The organism is Nocardiopsis sp. NPDC006139, from assembly GCF_040614155.1.
GTDB lineage: Bacteria > Actinomycetota > Actinomycetes > Streptosporangiales > Streptosporangiaceae > Nocardiopsis > Nocardiopsis changdeensis.
Genome location: NZ_JBEXTT010000005.1, coordinates 175,281 through 191,439, shown reverse-complemented (window position 1 = coordinate 191,439; position 16,159 = coordinate 175,281). Strand labels below are relative to the sequence as shown.

16 protein-coding genes and 1 riboswitch are annotated in these 16,159 nt (G+C 76.9%); of the genes, 6 read left to right on the top strand and 10 right to left on the bottom strand.

The window, feature by feature from the left end:
* Positions 1-31: 31 nt before the first annotated feature.
* The 6 genes from ABZ249_RS08655 to ABZ249_RS08630 form a co-directional block, all read right to left on the bottom strand.
* Positions 32-967: a TIM barrel protein gene (locus ABZ249_RS08655; protein ID WP_355259224.1), complete on the bottom strand. Its 936-nt coding sequence runs from the start codon at positions 965-967 to the stop codon at positions 32-34.
* 30 nt (positions 968-997) lie between these two features.
* Positions 998-2,881 carry a 3D-(3,5/4)-trihydroxycyclohexane-1,2-dione acylhydrolase (decyclizing) gene (gene iolD, locus ABZ249_RS08650; RefSeq protein WP_355259221.1) on the bottom strand — a complete coding sequence of 628 codons (1,884 nt, stop codon included), beginning with the start codon at positions 2,879-2,881 and terminating at the stop codon, positions 998-1,000.
* Complete coding sequence (iolB, locus tag ABZ249_RS08645) at positions 2,878-3,777, bottom strand: 5-deoxy-glucuronate isomerase (RefSeq protein WP_355259218.1); 900 nt, start codon at positions 3,775-3,777, stop codon at positions 2,878-2,880. Before iolB ends, iolD begins: the two co-directional genes overlap by 4 nt.
* Positions 3,774-4,649, bottom strand: a complete 876-nt coding sequence (locus tag ABZ249_RS08640; protein WP_355259215.1) for an aldolase — start codon at positions 4,647-4,649, stop codon at positions 3,774-3,776. Before ABZ249_RS08640 ends, iolB begins: the two co-directional genes overlap by 4 nt.
* Positions 4,646-5,611 carry a 5-dehydro-2-deoxygluconokinase gene (iolC, locus tag ABZ249_RS08635; RefSeq protein ID WP_355259588.1) on the bottom strand — a complete coding sequence of 322 codons (966 nt, stop codon included), beginning with the start codon at positions 5,609-5,611 and terminating at the stop codon, positions 4,646-4,648. Before iolC ends, ABZ249_RS08640 begins: the two co-directional genes overlap by 4 nt.
* A 109-nt stretch (positions 5,612-5,720) precedes the next feature.
* A complete protein-coding gene (locus ABZ249_RS08630; RefSeq protein WP_355259212.1) occupies positions 5,721-6,725 on the bottom strand; it encodes a Gfo/Idh/MocA family oxidoreductase in 1,005 nt (334 codons plus the stop codon).
* Between the two features lie 139 nt (positions 6,726-6,864).
* Here ABZ249_RS08630 and ABZ249_RS08625 point away from each other — a divergent pair, with 139 nt between their 5' ends.
* The gene (locus ABZ249_RS08625) at positions 6,865-7,605 is read left to right on the top strand and encodes a GntR family transcriptional regulator (RefSeq protein WP_355259209.1); all 741 of its coding nucleotides are present in this window, start codon (positions 6,865-6,867) and stop codon (positions 7,603-7,605) included.
* A 30-nt stretch (positions 7,606-7,635) separates the two neighbouring features.
* Here ABZ249_RS08625 and ABZ249_RS08620 read toward each other — a convergent pair whose 3' ends face one another.
* Complete coding sequence (locus ABZ249_RS08620; RefSeq protein WP_355259206.1) at positions 7,636-8,574, bottom strand: alpha/beta hydrolase; 939 nt, start codon at positions 8,572-8,574, stop codon at positions 7,636-7,638.
* A 178-nt stretch (positions 8,575-8,752) separates the two neighbouring features.
* On the opposite strand from ABZ249_RS08620, the gene ABZ249_RS08615 reads away from it, so the two are divergent.
* Complete coding sequence (locus tag ABZ249_RS08615; protein ID WP_355259203.1) at positions 8,753-9,676, top strand: aminoglycoside phosphotransferase family protein; 924 nt, start codon at positions 8,753-8,755, stop codon at positions 9,674-9,676.
* A gap of 19 nt (positions 9,677-9,695) precedes the next feature.
* On the opposite strand, the gene ABZ249_RS08610 is transcribed toward ABZ249_RS08615, so the two are convergent.
* On the bottom strand, positions 9,696-11,042 hold the full coding sequence (locus ABZ249_RS08610) for a CoA transferase (protein ID WP_355259200.1): 1,347 nt from the start codon (positions 11,040-11,042) through the stop codon (positions 9,696-9,698).
* A 119-nt stretch (positions 11,043-11,161) separates the two neighbouring features.
* Positions 11,162-11,233, top strand: a riboswitch (Fluoride riboswitch).
* A 39-nt stretch (positions 11,234-11,272) separates the two neighbouring features.
* On the opposite strand from ABZ249_RS08610, the gene ABZ249_RS08605 reads away from it, so the two are divergent.
* The 3 genes from ABZ249_RS08605 to ABZ249_RS08595 all read left to right on the top strand — a co-directional run bounded on the left by ABZ249_RS08605 (position 11,273) and on the right by ABZ249_RS08595 (position 12,446).
* Positions 11,273-11,740 (top strand): CrcB family protein, encoded by a 468-nt coding sequence (locus ABZ249_RS08605; protein ID WP_355259197.1) that lies wholly within the window; start codon positions 11,273-11,275, stop codon positions 11,738-11,740.
* Positions 11,740-12,114, top strand: a complete 375-nt coding sequence (locus ABZ249_RS08600; RefSeq protein WP_355259194.1) for a CrcB family protein — start codon at positions 11,740-11,742, stop codon at positions 12,112-12,114. The genes ABZ249_RS08605 and ABZ249_RS08600 overlap by 1 nt, the downstream gene beginning before the upstream one ends.
* 77 nt (positions 12,115-12,191) lie before the next feature.
* The gene (locus ABZ249_RS08595; protein WP_220561661.1) at positions 12,192-12,446 is read left to right on the top strand and encodes a glutaredoxin domain-containing protein; all 255 of its coding nucleotides are present in this window, start codon (positions 12,192-12,194) and stop codon (positions 12,444-12,446) included.
* A gap of 50 nt (positions 12,447-12,496) precedes the next feature.
* Here the strand turns inward: ABZ249_RS08595 and ABZ249_RS08590 are convergent, their stop codons facing one another.
* Both ABZ249_RS08590 and ABZ249_RS08585 read right to left on the bottom strand, forming a co-directional pair.
* Positions 12,497-13,720: an aminotransferase class I/II-fold pyridoxal phosphate-dependent enzyme gene (locus tag ABZ249_RS08590; protein WP_355259191.1), complete on the bottom strand. Its 1,224-nt coding sequence runs from the start codon at positions 13,718-13,720 to the stop codon at positions 12,497-12,499.
* Between the two features lie 168 nt (positions 13,721-13,888).
* Positions 13,889-14,497, bottom strand: coding sequence for a TetR/AcrR family transcriptional regulator (locus ABZ249_RS08585; RefSeq protein ID WP_355259188.1), 609 nt, complete (start codon positions 14,495-14,497; stop codon positions 13,889-13,891).
* Positions 14,498-14,607: 110 nt separating this feature from the next.
* Here ABZ249_RS08585 and ABZ249_RS08580 point away from each other — a divergent pair, with 110 nt between their 5' ends.
* Entirely contained in the window at positions 14,608-16,089 is a 1,482-nt protein-coding gene (locus ABZ249_RS08580) for an MFS transporter (protein ID WP_355259185.1), read from the top strand.
* Positions 16,090-16,159 lie beyond the last annotated feature (70 nt).

Here is a 16,159-nt window from a genome sequence, read left to right as displayed (position 1 = left end):
GGGGGACGGTTCGGTGGTGCGGCGGGCCGGGTCAGGGCCTCCTCTGGCGGCGGGCGCCCAGGCCGCAGGAGTTGAGGTAGCGGCGGGTGCGCTCGGCGATGGGCGCGGGCACGTCGGGCTCGCACGGGTACAGGTCCTGTTCGACGATGACGAACAGGCGGGCGTCGACGTCGCGGAGCGCTTCGATGACGGCGGCGGGGGCGGGCTCCCCGGCGGGCGGTTCCACGCACACCCCCAGTTCGACGGCCTCGCCGAAGGACAGGCCCTCGGCGTGGACGCGGCGCAGGACCGCCGGGTCCATCTGCTTGATGTGGACGTAGCCGACGCGTTCGGCGTAGCGGTGGATCAGGTCCACGGCGTCGCCGCCACCGTAGGCCACGTGCCCGGTGTCCAGGCACAGCGACACCAGGTCGGGGTCGGTGGCGTCGAGGAAGCGCTCGATCTCGGGCTGGGTGAGCACGTGGGTGTCGGCGTGGGGGTGCAGGCACAGCCGCACGCCGTAGTCGCCCAGGAGCATGCGGCCCAGCTCGTCGGCGGTGGCGGTGAGCTCGGCCCACTGGCGGGCGTCCAGGTGGGGCGGTTCGGTGTAGGCGCCGGTCTTCTCGTCGCGGAACATGGGCGGGATCAGCACGAGGTGGCGGGCGCCCACGGCGGCGGTGAGCCCGGCGACGGCGCGCACCACGGCCACGGTGTCCTCGCGGGCGCGGGGGTCGTGGAGGTTGCCGAACGCGGTGCCGCCGCTGACCTTCAGCCCCCGGCGGCCCACCTCGTCGGCGAGCCGGTCGGGGTCGGTGGGCAGGTAGCCGTAGGGGCCCAGTTCGAGCCACTCGTAGCCGGTGGCGGCGAGCTCGTCGAGGAAGCGGTCCCAGGGGACCTGGCGTTCGTCGTCGGGGAACCACACCCCCCAGGAGTCGGGGGCCGATCCCAGGATCAGCCGGTCCTGGGCGGGGCCGGTGGCCTCTGTCATCCGTTCGGTCCCTTTCTGAAGGTGACGGGGCTACAGGTGGTGGCGGCGGGCGGTGCGGGCGCGCTCGTAGGCCTCGCGGGCCCGGCGCGTGGTGTCGAGCTCGGAGGTCTGGGCGACGGGCACGTCCCACCAGGCGCCGGAGTCGGGCCCGGGGGCGCGGGGGTCGGTGCGCACCTCGATGACGGTGACCCCCGTGCCGTCGCGGGCGCCGCGCAGGGCGTCGCGCAGGTCGTCCAGGGTGCGGGCGCGCACCGCGCGGGCGCCCAGGGAGGCGGCGTTGGCGGCCAGGTCGATCGGCAGCGGCGGTCCGTCGTCGCGCCCGGTGACGGGGTCGCGGCGGCGGTGGGCGGTGCCCAGGCGCTGGGAGCCGACCGACTCCGACAGCCCGCCGATGGAGGCGAAGCCGCGGTTGTCCACGACGACGACGGTGACCTTGAGGTCCTCGGCGACCATGGTGGCGATCTCCTGGGCCATCATCAGGTAGGAGCCGTCGCCGACCAGGACGACGACCTCCCGGTCGGGGGCGGCCATGCGCACCCCCAGCCCGGCGGCGACCTCGTAGCCCATGCAGGAGTAGGCGTACTCGACGTGGTAGGCCTTGGGGTCGCGGGCCCGCCAGAGCGCCTGGAGGTCGCCGGGCATGCTCCCGGCGGCGTTGACCACCACGTCGCGGTCGTCGAGGACGTCGTTGAGCACGCCCAGGACGGCGGTCTGGGCGAGCAGGCCGTCGGCCGCCGGGGCGCGGTGCAGGCGGTCGACCTCGGCGGCCCAGTCCGCGGCCAGCTCCCGGGCGCGGCGTTCCTGCGCGGCGGGGACGCGGTACCCGTCCAGGGCGGCGCGCAGGGCGGCCAGGGCCTCGCGGGCGTCGGCGACCACGGTGAGGGCGCCGAGCTTGGCGGCGTCCGCGCGGGCGATGTTGACGTTGACCAGCCGCACGCCGGGGTCGCCGAACACGCTGCGGCTGGCGGTGGTGAAGTCGCTGTAGCGGGTGCCCACCCCGACGACCACGTCGGCGTCGGCGGCCAGGGCGTTGGCGGCGGCGGTCCCGGTGGCGCCCAGCCCGCCGACCGAGCACGGGTGGTCCCAGGGCAGGGCCCCCTTGCCGGCGTGGGTGTCGGCGACGGGGATGCCGGTGGCCTCGGCCAGCGCCCGCAGCTCGGCCGCCGCCCCGGAGTACACCACCCCGCCCCCGGCGACCAGCAGCGGGCGCCGCGCGGCGCGGACCGCGGCGGCGGCGCGTTCCAGGGCGGCGGTGTCGGGGCGGGGCCGGTCCACGTGCCAGACGCGGTCGCGGAAGAACGCCTCGGGCCAGTCGTGGGCCTCGGCCTGCACGTCCTGGGGCAGGCACAGGGTGACGGCGCCGGTCTCGGCGGGGTCGGTGAGCACCCGCATCGCGGCCAGGGCCGCGGGGACCAGCTGTTCGGGCCGGGTGACGCGGTCCCAGTACTTGGAGACCGGGCGCAGGGCGTCGTTGACGGTGGCGTCCCCCGCCCGGGTGTCCTCCAGCTGCTGGAGCGCCGGATCCACCGCGCGGGTGGCGAACATGTCCGAGGGCAGCAGCAGGACCGGGAGCCGGTTGGTGGTGGCCAGGGCGGCCCCGGTGACCATGTTGGTGGAGCCGGGCCCGGTGGAGGCGGTGCAGGCGAAGGCCGACAGCCGGTCGCTCGCCTTGGCGTAAGCGGTGGCGGCGTGCACCATGGCCTGCTCGTTGCGGGCCGGGTGGTAGGGCAGGTCGGCCTCGCCGGTGACGGCGGCCTGGAGCAGGGCCTGGCCCAGCCCGGCGACGTTGCCGTGGCCGAAGACGCCCCACACCCCGGCGATGAGGCGGCGGCGCTCGCCGTCGCGTTCGGTGTACTGGGCGGCCAGGAACCGGACCAGTGCCTGGGCGGTGGTCAGGCGCACGGTGTCGCTCATCGGCCCTCCCCCGGCCCCTGGGCGGTGCACAGCGGCAGCCGCGGGTCCGTCGGCAGACCGGCCCAGGTGTCGCGGACCCAGCCGTGGGCGGGGTCGTCGGTGATGTGCCAGGCGCGCTCCTCGCCCGGCCCGGCCATGACGTTCAGGTAGTACAGGTCGTAGCCCGGGGCGGCCATGGAGGGCCCGTGCCAGCCGTGCGGGATGAGGACGACGTCCTCGGAGCGCACCTCGGCGAGCAGGTCGGCGGGCCGGTCGTGGTCGCCGTAGACCCGCTGGTAGCCCATGCCGGGGCCGCGGGGTCCGCGGGCGACCTCGAAGTAGTAGATCTCCTCCAGCTCGCACTCGGTGCCGGTGGCCTCGTCGTGCTTGTGCGGCGGGTAGGAGGACCAGTTGGCGGCCGGGGTGAGGACCTCGCAGCAGATGAGCCGGTCGGCCTCGAAGCTCTCGGGGGTGCACAGGTTGTTGACCTGGCGGGAGGCCTGCCCGGCGCCGCGCAGCTCGACCGGGACCTTCTCGGCGGGCCCGTAGCGGGCGGGCAGGCGCCGCTCGCAGCGGGCCGAGGGCAGGGCGAAGCGGCCGCCCCCGGCGGAGGCGACGGTCGCGTGGGCGTCCCGGGGCAGGTAGGCGAAGTCGCTGACCCGCGAGAACACGTCCCTGCGGCCGGTCAGCCCGAACACCTCCCCCTCGCCGGTGGTGACGGTGCAGCCGCCGTCCAGGGGCAGGACCAGGGTCTCGGCCCCGCCGGTGGCGATGCGCGCGCTCGCGCCCGGGGCCAGGTGCAGCACCCGCAGCCCGGAGTAGGTCCATCCGGCGGCCTCGGGGGTGACGACCGTGCGGAAGGGCGGCGCCGCGGTGCTGAGCGCCGGGAGGTGGTGGCGGTGTTCGGTGGATGTCACAGGAGCCCCACTGCGGTGTCGACTGCGGCCTCGACGTCGTCGTCGGCCGGGTACAGGAGTGAACGGCCCACCGTCAGTCCGATGACGGTGGGCAGGGTCAGGGCCTCGGCCCAGCGCTCGTAGGCGGCCTCGGGGTCGGCGGCGGCCTCGCCGCCCAGCAGGACCACGGGCAGGGTGCTGGCGGCGGCGACGCGCTCCATCCCGTCCACCACCGGCAGCTTGAGCCAGGTGCGGGCGGAGGAGTCGCCCAGCCCCGAGGCGATCGCGGCGGCGCGGGCCACCGCCTCGGTGGACAGGTCGTTGCGCAGCACGCCGCCGCTGCGCCGGGAGACGAAGGGTTCGACCATCGCCACCAGGCGGGCGGCGTTGAGCAGGCTCACCGCCCGGCCGCAGTGCTCCAGGACGGGCGCGGTGCGGCCGTCGGCGTAGTCCAGGCGCAGCAGCATCTTGCCGCCCTGGAGTCCGGCGCGGACCAGGCCGTCGGGGGTGTAGCCGGTGAAGCGGTCGTCGACCTCCCAGTCGGCCCCGGCCAGGCCGCCCCGGTTCATGGAGCCGAACACGGACTTGCCGTTCAGGGCGCCGAGCAGCAGCAGGTCCTCGACGAGGTCGGCGGTGGCCAGCACCCCGGTCACCCCGGGCCGGGCCAGTGCGGTGCACAGCCGGTCGAGCAGGTCGACGCGGTCGGCCATGGCGAGCGGGCGGCCCCCGGTGGCCAGGGCGCCGCGGGCCGGGTGGTCGGCGGCGATGATGAGGACCCGCCCGGTGGGCCCGACCGGGGAGGCGGGCCGGGCCCGGTCGGCGGCGGCCCGGGCGATGGCGTCGGGGTGGTGGACCCGGGTGGCGACCAGGTCGCGGTAGCGGTCGGCGATCACGGTGCCTCCCCCGCCGGTCCGCGGTCGGCGGGCGGGGGCTCCCGCCCGGGCTCCCCCAGCAGGCGGCGGACCTCGGCGGTGGTGGGCATGGCGTCGGCGCAGGACAGCCGGGAGGCGACGATGGCCCCGGCGGCGTTGGCGAACCGGGCGGTCTCGGCGACGCCCCAGCCGGCGAGCAGCCCGTGGCACAGGGCGCCGCCGAAGGCGTCCCCGGCGCCCAGGCCGTTGACCACCTCCACGGGGACCGGGGGTTCGCGGTGTACGGCCACGGCGGTCGCGACCAGGACCCCCTCGGGGCCCTGTTTGACCACGGCGGTCTCCAGGCCCAGGTCCAGGCCGCGCCGGGCCGCCTCGTCGGGGTCGCGGGTGCCCACGGCGACCTCCCACTCGTCGAGGTTGCCGCAGGCGGCGGTGACCAGGGGCAGGGCCCTGGCGGCCTGGGCACGGGCGTCCTCGCGGGAGTCCCAGAACATCGGCCGGTGGTCCAGGTCCAGGACGGTGTGGCCGCGGCGGCCGCGGACGCGCAGGGCCTCCAGGGTGGCGGTACGGGAGGGCTCCCGGCACAGGCCGGTGCCGGTGACCCAGAACAGGCCGGCCCCGGCGATGGCGGCTTCGTCCAGTTCGTCGGCGCCGATGAGCAGGTCGGGGGCGGGGTCGCGGCCGTAGAAGTACAGCGGGAAGTCGTCGGGCGGGAAGACCTCGCACAGGGTGACGGGGGTGGCGGTGCCCGGGACGGCGCGCACGTGCCGGTCGTCCACCCCGAACCCGGCCAGGGCCCGGCGCACGAACCGGCCCAGCGGGTCGTCGCCCACCCGGGTGAGGACGGCGGCCGAGCGGCCGTGCCGGGCGGCGGCCACGGCGACGTTGGTGGGGCTCCCTCCCAGGTACTTGCCGAAGGAGGTGACCTCGTCCAGGCCCACTCCGACCTGGTCGGGGTAGATGTCGACGCCGACCCGGCCCATGGTGAGGACCTCGGCGGGGGCGGACGGTCCGGCGGGGTAGGGCCCGGTCGCGGGTCCGTCGGGGGCGGTGGTCACGCGGTCTCCTCCCTCTCTGCTCGCCGGCGCCGGTTCAGGGCCGGACCTCGTCCACCCGGACCGGGCGGTGCTCGCGCCTGGACAGGTCGGCGGCGTCGGCGACGAGCACGGCCTCCAGCGCGTCGGCGACCGTGCACGGGCTGGGCGTGCCGTCGCGGACCATGGCGATGAACGCGGCGATCTCCGCCTCGTAGGCGGGGGTGAACCGGGACCAGAACTCCTCCCAGGGGTCGCCCGAGGGGAACGCGGTGCCGGGTTCGGCCGAGCGCAGGGGAACCCGGTCGTCGAGTCCGACGGCCAGGGTGGCGTGTGTTCCGGCCAGTTCCATGCGCACGTCGTACCCCGCGCCGTTGTACCTCGACCCCTGGAGGGTGGCCAGGGTTCCGTCGGACAGCCGCAGCACGGCGGCGGAGGTGTCGACGTCGCCGTGTTCGGCGAAGTAGTCGGCGCCCCGGCCGGCCCCGTAGGCGAAGACCTCCTCGACCTCCCGGCCGGTGACCCAGCGCAGGATGTCGAAGTCGTGGACGTGGCAGTCGCGGAACAGGCCCCCGGACCCGGCGACGTAGGCGGCGGGCGGCGGGGCCATGTCGCAGGTGGTGGCGTGGACCCGGTGCAGCTCGCCCAGCTCGCCGTCGCGCAGGGCCCTGTGGGCGCGCCGGTACCCGGCGTCGAAGCGGCGCATGAAACCGATGTGCACCCGGGCCCGGGCGCGTTCGACCTCGGTGAGCACGTGCACGGTCTCGGCGACGGTGGGGGCGACGGGCTTCTCGCAGAAGACGGGGATCCCGGCGGCGGCCCCGGCGAGGATGAGGCCGGGGTGGGCGCCGGTGGCGGCGGTGACCACGAGGGCGTCGACCGCGCCGGGGGCGAGGAGGTCCTCGACCCTCTCGGCGGCCCGGGCGCCGGTGCGCTCGGCGGCCGCGCGGGCGCGGGCGGGGTCGAGGTCGGCGACGAGCAGGTCGCCGACCTCGGGTCGGGCCGCCAGGGCGGCGGCGTGCGAGAGTCCGATGCGTCCGGTTCCGATGAGGCCAATGCGCATGGAGCGCCCTTTCGAGAACGGGGGGTGTGTGCGTCACGTCACACCGGCGCCCCCATCGTCACGCCGACCCTCCCCGGTGTCAAGACTTTGTCTAGACATATGGACATCATGATCTCCGGTCAATCTGTACACTGGCACCGTGACCCAGACGCCCCTGTCGATCCCGTTGGACCGCGCCAGCCCGATCCCCCTCTACTTCCAGGTGGCCCGGGAGATCGAGCGCCGCATCCTGGAGGGGGAGCTGGCGGCGGGCACCCGCCTGGAGAACGAGGTGGTGCTGGCCGACCGGCTCGGCCTGTCCCGGCCGACCCTGCGCCGCGCCATCGAGTACCTGGTCGACCGGGGCCTGCTGGTGCGCAGGCGCGGGGTGGGCACCCAGGTGGTGCGCCCCCGGGTGCGCCGCCCGGTGGAGCTGTCCAGCCTCTACGACGACCTCACCCGCGCCGGGGAGGAGCCGCGCACCGAGGTGCTGCGGCTGGCCGTGGAGGAGCCGCCCCCGGCCGTGGCGGCCGTCCTGGAACTGCCCGAGGGGGGCCGGGCGTACACGATCGAGCGGCTGCGCCGCATCGGCGACGGGCCGCTGGCGCTGATGCGCAACCACGTGCCCGCGGACCTGGTCCGCCTGGACGAGGACGCCCTGCGCGACCACGGGCTGTACCAGCTGCTGCGGGCGGCGGGGGTGCGGCTCAAGGTTGCCTCGCAGAGCATCGGCGCGCGCGGCGCCACCGCCGCCGAGGCGCGGGTGCTAGAGGAGCGGCGCGGGGCGCCGCTCCTCACCATGGACCGCACCGTCTACGACGACGTGGGCCGGGTGGTGGAGCACGGCTCCCACCTGTACCGGGCCTCGCGGTACTCCTTCGAGCTGACCCTCACCGGCTGACCGTCCGGCACGCCGTGACGGCGGGGGCCGTCAGGCGTCGGGGAAGAGCGCGGCGCGCAGGGCGTCGGTCTGCGCGCGGCGGAAGCCCCTGACCACCCCGGTGTCCGCGAAGGGGACCTCGAACCCGTGGAAGGCCCCGGGCACGATGCTCAGCGCGCACGGCACCCCGGCCTCCTCCAGGCGGCGTGCGTAGGCCACGTCCTCGTCGTGGAACAGGTCGTTGGTGCCCACCCCGATCCACGCCGGGGGCAGCCCCGACAGGTCCTCCCGGCGCGCGGGCGCGGCGTAGGGCGACACCCCCTCCGAGCCCGGCGGGCGGCCCAGCAGGGCGCTCCAGGCGTAGCGGTTGGCCGAGGGCGACCACAGGTACATGTTCGCCGTGTCGATATCGGTGCGCAGCGCCGTGCGGTCGTCGAGCATCGGGTACACGAGCAGCTGGAACACCGGCCGCGGCCCGCCCCGGTCGTGGCACAGCAGCGCCAGCGCGGCGGCCAGGCCGCCCCCGGCGCTGGCCCCGCCGACGGCGATGCGCCCGGGGTCGATGCCCAGCTCACCGGCGGAGGCTGCCATCCACTCCAGCGCGGCGTGGACGTCCTCCAGGCCGGCCGGGGCCGGGTGGCGCGGCGCCAGGCGGTAGCGGACGGCGACCACGGTGATGCCCAGCTCGCGGGCGAACCCGACACTGCCCCTCTCGTCCTGCGCGGGATGGCCGATCAGGTGCCCGCCGCCGTGGACCCACAGCAGCGCGGGGGTGGTGGACGGGGCGGACCGGGGCCGGTAGACCCACGCCTCGACCGGCGGCGCCCCGGCGGGGCCGGGCACCGTGCGGTGCCGCACGGTCATGTCCGCGGGCACTCGGCCGGGCCGCATCCGGGACGTGAACCAGCGCATGACCCCGCTGGTGCCCCTGGTGACCGGGGGCACGGGGAGGTAGCGGATACGGCGCAGCTCGGGGTGCAGCGGGGGCATGGACGACTCCTCGGTGTTCTATGGCGGTAAGTTATCCACCGCCTCCGACACCGCCGTCCCCCGACCCCCGGCAGGCCCTACAGTGTTGACCATGCGTTGACCCCGGCCCGGGCGCATCCGGGCACCGCCCCGCTCCTTCGCGACCCCTGGAACATCCACCGCGAAGGAGATCTCACCCGTGTCCTTTTCCCTGCACATCGACGTCCCCGAGGCGCTGGTCGCCTCGCACGGCTCCAGCCCGCGGGGCCGCGCCTGGCTCGCCGCGCTGCCCGCCCTGGTCCGCGACCTCGTGGACCGCTGGTCGCTGCGCCCCGACGGCCCCGTCCGCAACGGCATGGCGGGCCTGGTCCTGCCGGTGGTGCGCCCCGACGGCACGCCGGCCGTGCTCAAGGCCCAGCCCGTCACCGAGGAGAGCGCGGGCACGGCCCTGGGCCTGCGCACCTGGAACGGCGACGGCGCGGTCCGCCTGCTGGACCACGACCCGGCCACCGGCGGCCTGCTGCTGGAACGGCTGGACGCCGCCCGCCCGCTGTCGGCGGTGCCCGACGACACCGAGGCCCTGGGGATCCTCGCCGACCTGCTGGCCCGGCTGACCGCCGTGCCCGCCCCGGCGGGGCTGCGCACCCTCGCCGACGTGGCGTCCGCCATGGTGGCGCAGGCCCCCGGAGCCGTCCCGGAGCTGCGCCGCGAGGAGGACCGCGCCCTGGTGCGCGCCTGCGCCGCCGCGGTCGCCGAGCTCCTGGACTCCCCCGGCGACCGGCTGCTGCACTGGGACCTGCACTACGACAACGTGCTGGCCGCCGACCGCGAGCCGTGGCTGGCCATCGACCCCGAGCCCCTGGCCGGGGACCCCGGGTTCGACCTGCTCCCGGCCCTGACCAACCGGTGGGAGGAGGTCCGGGCCCGCGGCGACGTGCCGCGGGCGGTGCTGCGCCGGTTCGACCTGCTCACCGAGCGGCTGGGGCTGGACCGGTCGCGCGCCGCGGGATGGACGCTGGGGCGGGTGCTCCAGGACGCGCTGTGGCAGGTGGAGGACGGCGACGACCTCCTGGAACCGGAGGGGGCCGCCGTCGCCGGGGTCCTGCTGGAGCACCGGTACTGAGCCGTCGGCGCCGGAGCCGTCAGAGCCAGGCCGGGGCGTCCGAGCCCCACCGGGTGGGCGGGGTCGCCCAGTCGGTGGGCGCCCCGGCGTAGCCGACCGGCGGGCGGGCGTAGCGCAGCCCGCCGTACGGGGAGTCCGCGGTGGTCAGCCACCGTTCGGGGTCGTGGGCGCCCTCGGCCGCGGGCACGGGGTCGATACCGTGCAGCAGCAGCCCGGCGGTCCCGGCCAGGGACAGGCGCAGGTCGCGTCCGAGGCCGTCGGCGGCCCGGTCGGTGAGGGCGCGCAGGACGGCGGCGGCCAGCAGGTACCCGGTCCCGTGGTCCAGGGCCTGGGCGGGCAGCGCGCCGGGGGCGCCGTCCTCCCCGGCCTCCGCGGCGGCGATGCCGACCCCGGCCTGCACCAGGCTGTCGAACCCGCGGCGCCCGGAGCGGGGGCCGGACCAGCCCCAGGCGCACAGGGCCGCGGTGATCACCCCGGGGCGCCGCTCGGCCAGGTCCTCGGGCGACAGCCCGTACCGGTCCAGGACCCCGGGGCGGTAGCCGGTGACCACCACGTCCGCCGAGGCCAGCAGGCCCTCGAACACCTCCCGGTCCGCGGGCTCGGCCAGGTCCAGCAGGGTGGAGCGCTTGCCGGGCGCGGTGTCGATGTGGGTGTCGCGGTCCTCGGGCAGGCGGGGGGTGTCCACCCGCAGCACGTCGGCGCCGAGCAGGGCCAGGGTGCGGGTGGCGACCGGTCCGGCGATCACCCGGGTCAGGTCCAGCACCCGCACCCCGGCGGCCGGCAGGTCCGCGGGGCCCAGGAGGCGGTCGGCCGGGCCCCACATGGGGCGCTCCTCCACGACGGGAGGGCGGGTGGGGTCGGGGTGGTCGGCCACGGCCACCGCCAGTCCCCCGGCGGCGTACACCTCCTCCTGCACCTGCCGGGCCCGCCGCCCGGCCAGCACCCGGCCCAGGGCCTCGGCGTCGGTGTCCCCGGACAGCTCCAGGGCGGCCAGCAGCCGCTCGCGGTGGTGGGGGTAGTTGGCGTGGGTGCGCACCCAGCCGTCGGCGGTGCGCCAGAACCCGGACAGGGGCGCGAACGGCACCATCGGGCGCCCGTCCACCCGCAGGTGGCGCTCGCTGACGAAGGCGGTGGCCACCGAGCCCTCGTCCACCTCCACCGGCCGCACCGGGGCGCCGCCGCGGGCGGCCAGCAGCTCGGCGGCGGCCAGCGAGCACACCCCGACGGTGGCGCGGGCCAGCTCCCGCACCGGCAGCCGGGCGGGGAGCACCGCCCCGGCACCCCGGTAGGACACCCCCTCCGCCAGGCCGGGCGGGCCGCCCAGCGCGGACCAGAGCACGGACGTGGTGACGTCGGTTCCACCCATAGGGGCATTGTGCCCAACCTGGCGGCCCTCCCCCGTCCCGGGCCCCGCATGCCGGGTGTCCGCCCTCGGCCGCCCTCCGCACGGCCCGGCTCCGCCCCGGCCCCCACCGGCCGGGATAGACTCGCGGCGGCGATGGATCCCGCCGGGGCGCCCGCCCGAACCGCCGGTCGGCTGATGGTTCCTGCACCGTTTCCACGGGGCGGGTCCGGCCTGCCCGGAAGGGTTCGGCGATGACACGCACACCGGCGCGGCCCGCGGCCGCGGGGACCGCCCCAGGACCCCGCACGCACATCCTCGGCACGGCACTGCTGGTCGCGGCCGGGTCCGCGGTCGGCACGCTCGCGCGCGCGGGCATCGGCGCGGCCCTTCCCGCCGGGGCGGGCCAGTGGCCGTGGGCGACCTTCGGCGTCAACGTCCTGGGGAGCCTCCTGCTGGGCGCCCTCCTGGAGGCGCTCTCCCGCTCGGGCGGGGACACCGGGTGGCGCAGACGGGTCCGCCTGGGCGCGGGCACCGGCGTGCTCGGGGGGTTCACCACCTACAGCACGTACGTGATCGAGGTCGGCCGGCTCGCCGACTCCGGGCACCCGTCCGTCGCCGCGGCCTACGCGGTGGCGAGCGTCGCCGCCGGGGTCGCCGCGGCCGGGGTCGGCGTCGCGGGGGCGGCGGCGGTCGCGCGCCGCGCGGGGCGGGGGCGGTGATGGTCCTGCTGCTGATGACAGCGCTGGCCGGCGGGGCGGGGGGCGCCTGCCGGTTCCTGGTCGACACCGCGCTGACCCGGGGCGGCCGGACCCGGCTACCGGTGGGCACGCTCACCGTGAACATCTCCGCCTGCCTGCTGCTGGGCCTGCTCACCGGGTACGCCCTCGCCCACGGGCACGCCGGCGGCCTCCCCGAGGTCGCCGGGGTGGGGTTCCTGGGCGGCTACTCGACGTTCGGCACGGCCTCGGTGGAGGCGGTCCGGCTGCTGCGCGCGGGCTCCCGGGGCGTCGCGCTCGTGTACGCCTGGGGAATGCTCCTGCTCGGCCTGCTCGCCTCCGCGCTGGGGCTGCTCGTGGGCGGCCTCCTCCCCTGACCGGGCGGCACGTCCCGTTCGTGGCCGTGTGTCCGCATAGGGGACACTGGGGCGGTGACCACCCAGAGGGAGGACGGATGAACGAGGCGGCGATCCGCGTCTACGGGGCCGACTGGTGCCGGGACTGCCGACGCACGAAGAAGCAGCTCACCGACCTGGCGGTGCCCTTCGAGTACATCGACGTCGAGCACGACCCGGCCGCGACCGAGCGGGCGCGGGAGATCTCGGGGAGGACGAACATCCCGGTGGTCGTCTACCCCGACGGGACCCACCACGTCGAACCGGACAACGCGCAGGTCGAGGCGAAGCTCCGCGAGCTGTCGGTGATCTGAGCCGGACGCGGCGCCGCACCCGCGCGGCGCCGCCCCGGCCCGGGGCCGTCTCAGCCGGCGGCCCGCACCGCCTCCCCCATGCGCCGCACCGCCTCCGTGAGGACCGCCCCGGACGTGGCGAAGTTCAGGCGTACCCGGCCCGCGCCGCCGGAGCCGAAGGTGTGGCCGGAGCTGAGCGCCACCCGCGCCCGGTCCAGGAAGACGCGCGCCGGGCCCGCCAGGTCGGTGACGACCCCGGGGCCGTCCGTGTCGCGGGGGTCGTCGAACCCCAGCCCCCGGCAGTCCAGCCAGGCCAGGTAGGTGCCCTCCGGTGGGGTGTACCCGACACCGGGCAGGTGCTCGGCGAGCAGCCTCCCCAGCAGTTCGCGGTTGGCGGCCAGGCCCGCCAGCAGGGCGTCGAGCCACGCGCCGCCCTCGTTCAGGGCGGCGGTGTGCGCCAGCGCGCCGAGGTGGCTGGGCCCGTGGCCGACCTCCTCGGGCATGCGGGCCAGGTCGTCCGCCGCACCGGGTCCGGCGAGCACGAGGCCCGCCTTGAGCCCGGCGAGGTTCCAGGCCTTGGAGGCCGAGGTGACGGCGAAGGCGTCCTCCGCGCCGTCGACGCTGAGGTAGGGGGTGAACCGCGCGCCGTCGAGCACCAGCGGGGCGTGGATCTCGTCGGCGACCACCCGGACGCCGTACTCCCGGGCGAGGGCGGCCACGGCCGCGAGCTCGTCGGGGGTGTGCACCGCGCCGGTCGGGTTGTGGGGGTTGCACAGCAGGTGGGCGGGGCGGCCGCCGCGGGCGCGGGCGGCGGCGTAGGCCTCCCCCAGCGCGTCGAGGTCGAGGCGGCCGTCCGCGCCGAGCGGCGCCGCGGCCACCCGCCGGTCGGCGTGGGTGACGAAGGCGTGGAACGGCGGGTACACGGGCGGGTTGACGACCACCGTGTCGCCCGGCCCGGTGACCAGGCGCAGGACCTCGACGATGCCGAGCATGACGTCGGGGACGAGGGCGGTGTGCTCCACCTCCGGGCCCTTCCAGCCCCAGCGGCGCTGCGCGAACCCCGCAAGCGCCTCGGCGTAGGCGCGTCCGCCGACGGGGTAGCCGGTGTCGCCGAGCTCCACCGCGCGGTGCAGCGCCCGGGCGACCGGCTCGGCCAGGGGCACGTCCATCTCGGCCACCCACAGGGGCAGCACGTCCTCCGGGTAGGTACGCCACTTCATGCTCGTGCGCCGGCGCAGGTCCTCCACGGTCGGCTGCTCCAAGGGGTTGGGCACGTCCGCGGCCGTGTGTTCCATGCTCGCTCCCCGGGGTCGGTTCGGCCGCCCGGCGCGGTGCGGCCCGCACCGGCGGCCCTCTCGGTCTCCCCTTCTATCCGTTCCCGGCGGGCTCGGGCAACCCCCGCCCCCCACCGTTCCCCCGCCGCGGCGGGGCGCCCGATGTACACGGCGCCCGGCCGGGGCGGGTCAGGTCGACGTGTAGAGGCCGGCGATCGCGGAGAGCACCCGGTCGCGGGCCGCGTCGGCGTCCTCGCAGCCGATGAGGACGTAGTAGGCCAGGCCCTCCGCGAGGGCGGCCAGGGCGACCGCCTCCCGGTCCGGCTCCACCGCGGCCGGGAGCGCGCCGGCCTCCCGGTCCCGGCGCAGCAGGTCGGCGAGCCGCCCGTGGAAGCGCTCGTACTCGCCGCGCATGCGGTCGGCGATGGACTCCTCCGACAGGGCCAGCGCGGTGAAGGACTGGCGGATGCGCATGTGGGTGCGCGTGGGCGCGTCGTAGGGGATCAGCTCGGTGAGGACCGCGGTCAGCGCCTCGCGGGGCGGGGAGTCCGCGCCGGCCCGGGCGGCGATGCGGGCGCTGCTCAGGGCGTTGGCCCGGTCGAAGGCGGCCTCGATCAGCTCGTGGCGGGCCGGGAAGTAGTGCTGGACCCGGCCGGGCGAGACCCCGGCGCGGGCGGCGACCGTGCTCTGCGACACCGCCGAGAGGCCCTCGGCGGCCACCACCTCCAGCACCGCGTCCGCGATCTCGTTCCGGCGCCGTTCGTACGCGGCCCCCCGGCCGCGGGCCCGTCGCTCCATCCCCGCCCCCTTTTCCAATGTGGGCACATCGGTTTGACCGGGCCATCGTAGCCCGGCTACGGTCTCAGGCAAACCGATGTGGTCACATCGTTCTGATGGGGAGGGGCGTCATGGGAGAACGCGCGGCCGGCGCGGGGCCCGGCGCGGCGCACCGGGGCGTGCTCGCCCTGGTCTGCACGGCGCAGTTCATGGTGGTGCTCGACGTGTCGGTGGTCAACGTCGCGCTCCCGCCGATCCGGGAGGCGCTGGACTTCACACCCGGCGGGGTGCAGTGGGTGGCGGGGGCCTATGCGCTGGCCTTCGCCGGGTTCCTGCTCCCGGGCGGCCGCCTGGCCGACCTGTACGGGCGGTCGCAGGCGTTCACCGCCGGGCTCGCGCTGTTCACCGCGGCCAGCCTGGTCGGCGGGCTGGCCACCGCACCGTGGGTACTGGTCGCCGCCCGCGCCGCGCAGGGGCTGGGCGCCGCCGTGCTGGCCCCGGCCACGCTGACCGTGCTGACCTCCGCCTTCCCCGAGGGGCCCGCCCGGGTCCGGGCCCTGGCCGTCTGGACGGCGGTCGGCCTGGCCGGTGGGGCCTCGGGCAACCTCGTCGGCGGGCTGCTCACCGAGGCGCTGTCCTGGCGGGCCGTCCTGCTGGTCAACGTCCCCCTGGGGCTGCTCGCCGTGGGCACGGCCCTGCGCGTGCTGACCGGCGGGCACCGCCGCGCGGCGGTGCGCGGCGGCCTGGACGTGCCCGGCGCCCTGGCGGCCGCCGTCGGACTCACCGCGCTCACCTACGGCCTCACCCGCGCCGCCGACCACGGGCGGGCGGACCCGGGCGCGGTCGCCTGCCTGGCCGCAGGGGTCCTCGCGCTGGCCGTCCTGGCCGTGGTCGAGACCCGCACGGCGGCCGCCCCGCTGCTGCCGCCGCGGCTGCTGCGGGAACGCGCGACCGGCCTGGGCAACCTCCTGATGCTGCTGTCGGGGGCCTGTCTCCAGATCCCGATGTGGTACTTCCTCGCCTTCGCCATGCACGACGTCCTGGGGTTCGGGGCGCTGGCCACCGGACTGGGGTTCCTCCCCCACACCCTGGTCACCATGCTCGTCGGCTGGCGGGTGGCGCCCCGGCTCATGGAGCGCTTCCGGGCCCGCACCCTGGTGGCCGCCGGGGCCCTCACCGCCGCGGCGGGCTTCGCCTGGCAGGCGGCCGCCCTGTCCTCGGGCACCTACCTCACGGCGGTCGCGGGCCCGGCGGTGGCGATCGCGCTGGGCGCGGGGCTGTTCGCCACGCCGCTGACCGCCGTCGTCACCTCCGGGGCGCGCGCCGAGGACGCCGGGGCCGTGTCGGGGCTGATGAACACCGCCAAACAGGCCGGCGGCGCGGTGGGGCTCGCGCTCCTGGTCCCCCTGGCCTCCGCCGGGTCCGCCGGGGGCGGCCCGGCCGCCGGGTACTCCGCCGTCTTCTGGGCCCTCGCGGCGGTGCAGGCCGCGACCGCGCTCCTGGCCCTCCTCCTACCCGCGCGCCCCGGCCCCGGGCCGGCGGGCCCGGGGGCCGTCCGCGGCGGGGCGGCGCCCGGCGCGGACGCCGTTGGCGATGACCAGGACCTCGGCTAGCTCGTGGGTGAGGAGAGTACGACCATGTCCCATCTCCCCCACCACCGCATCCGACCTCCCTCTCGGCACC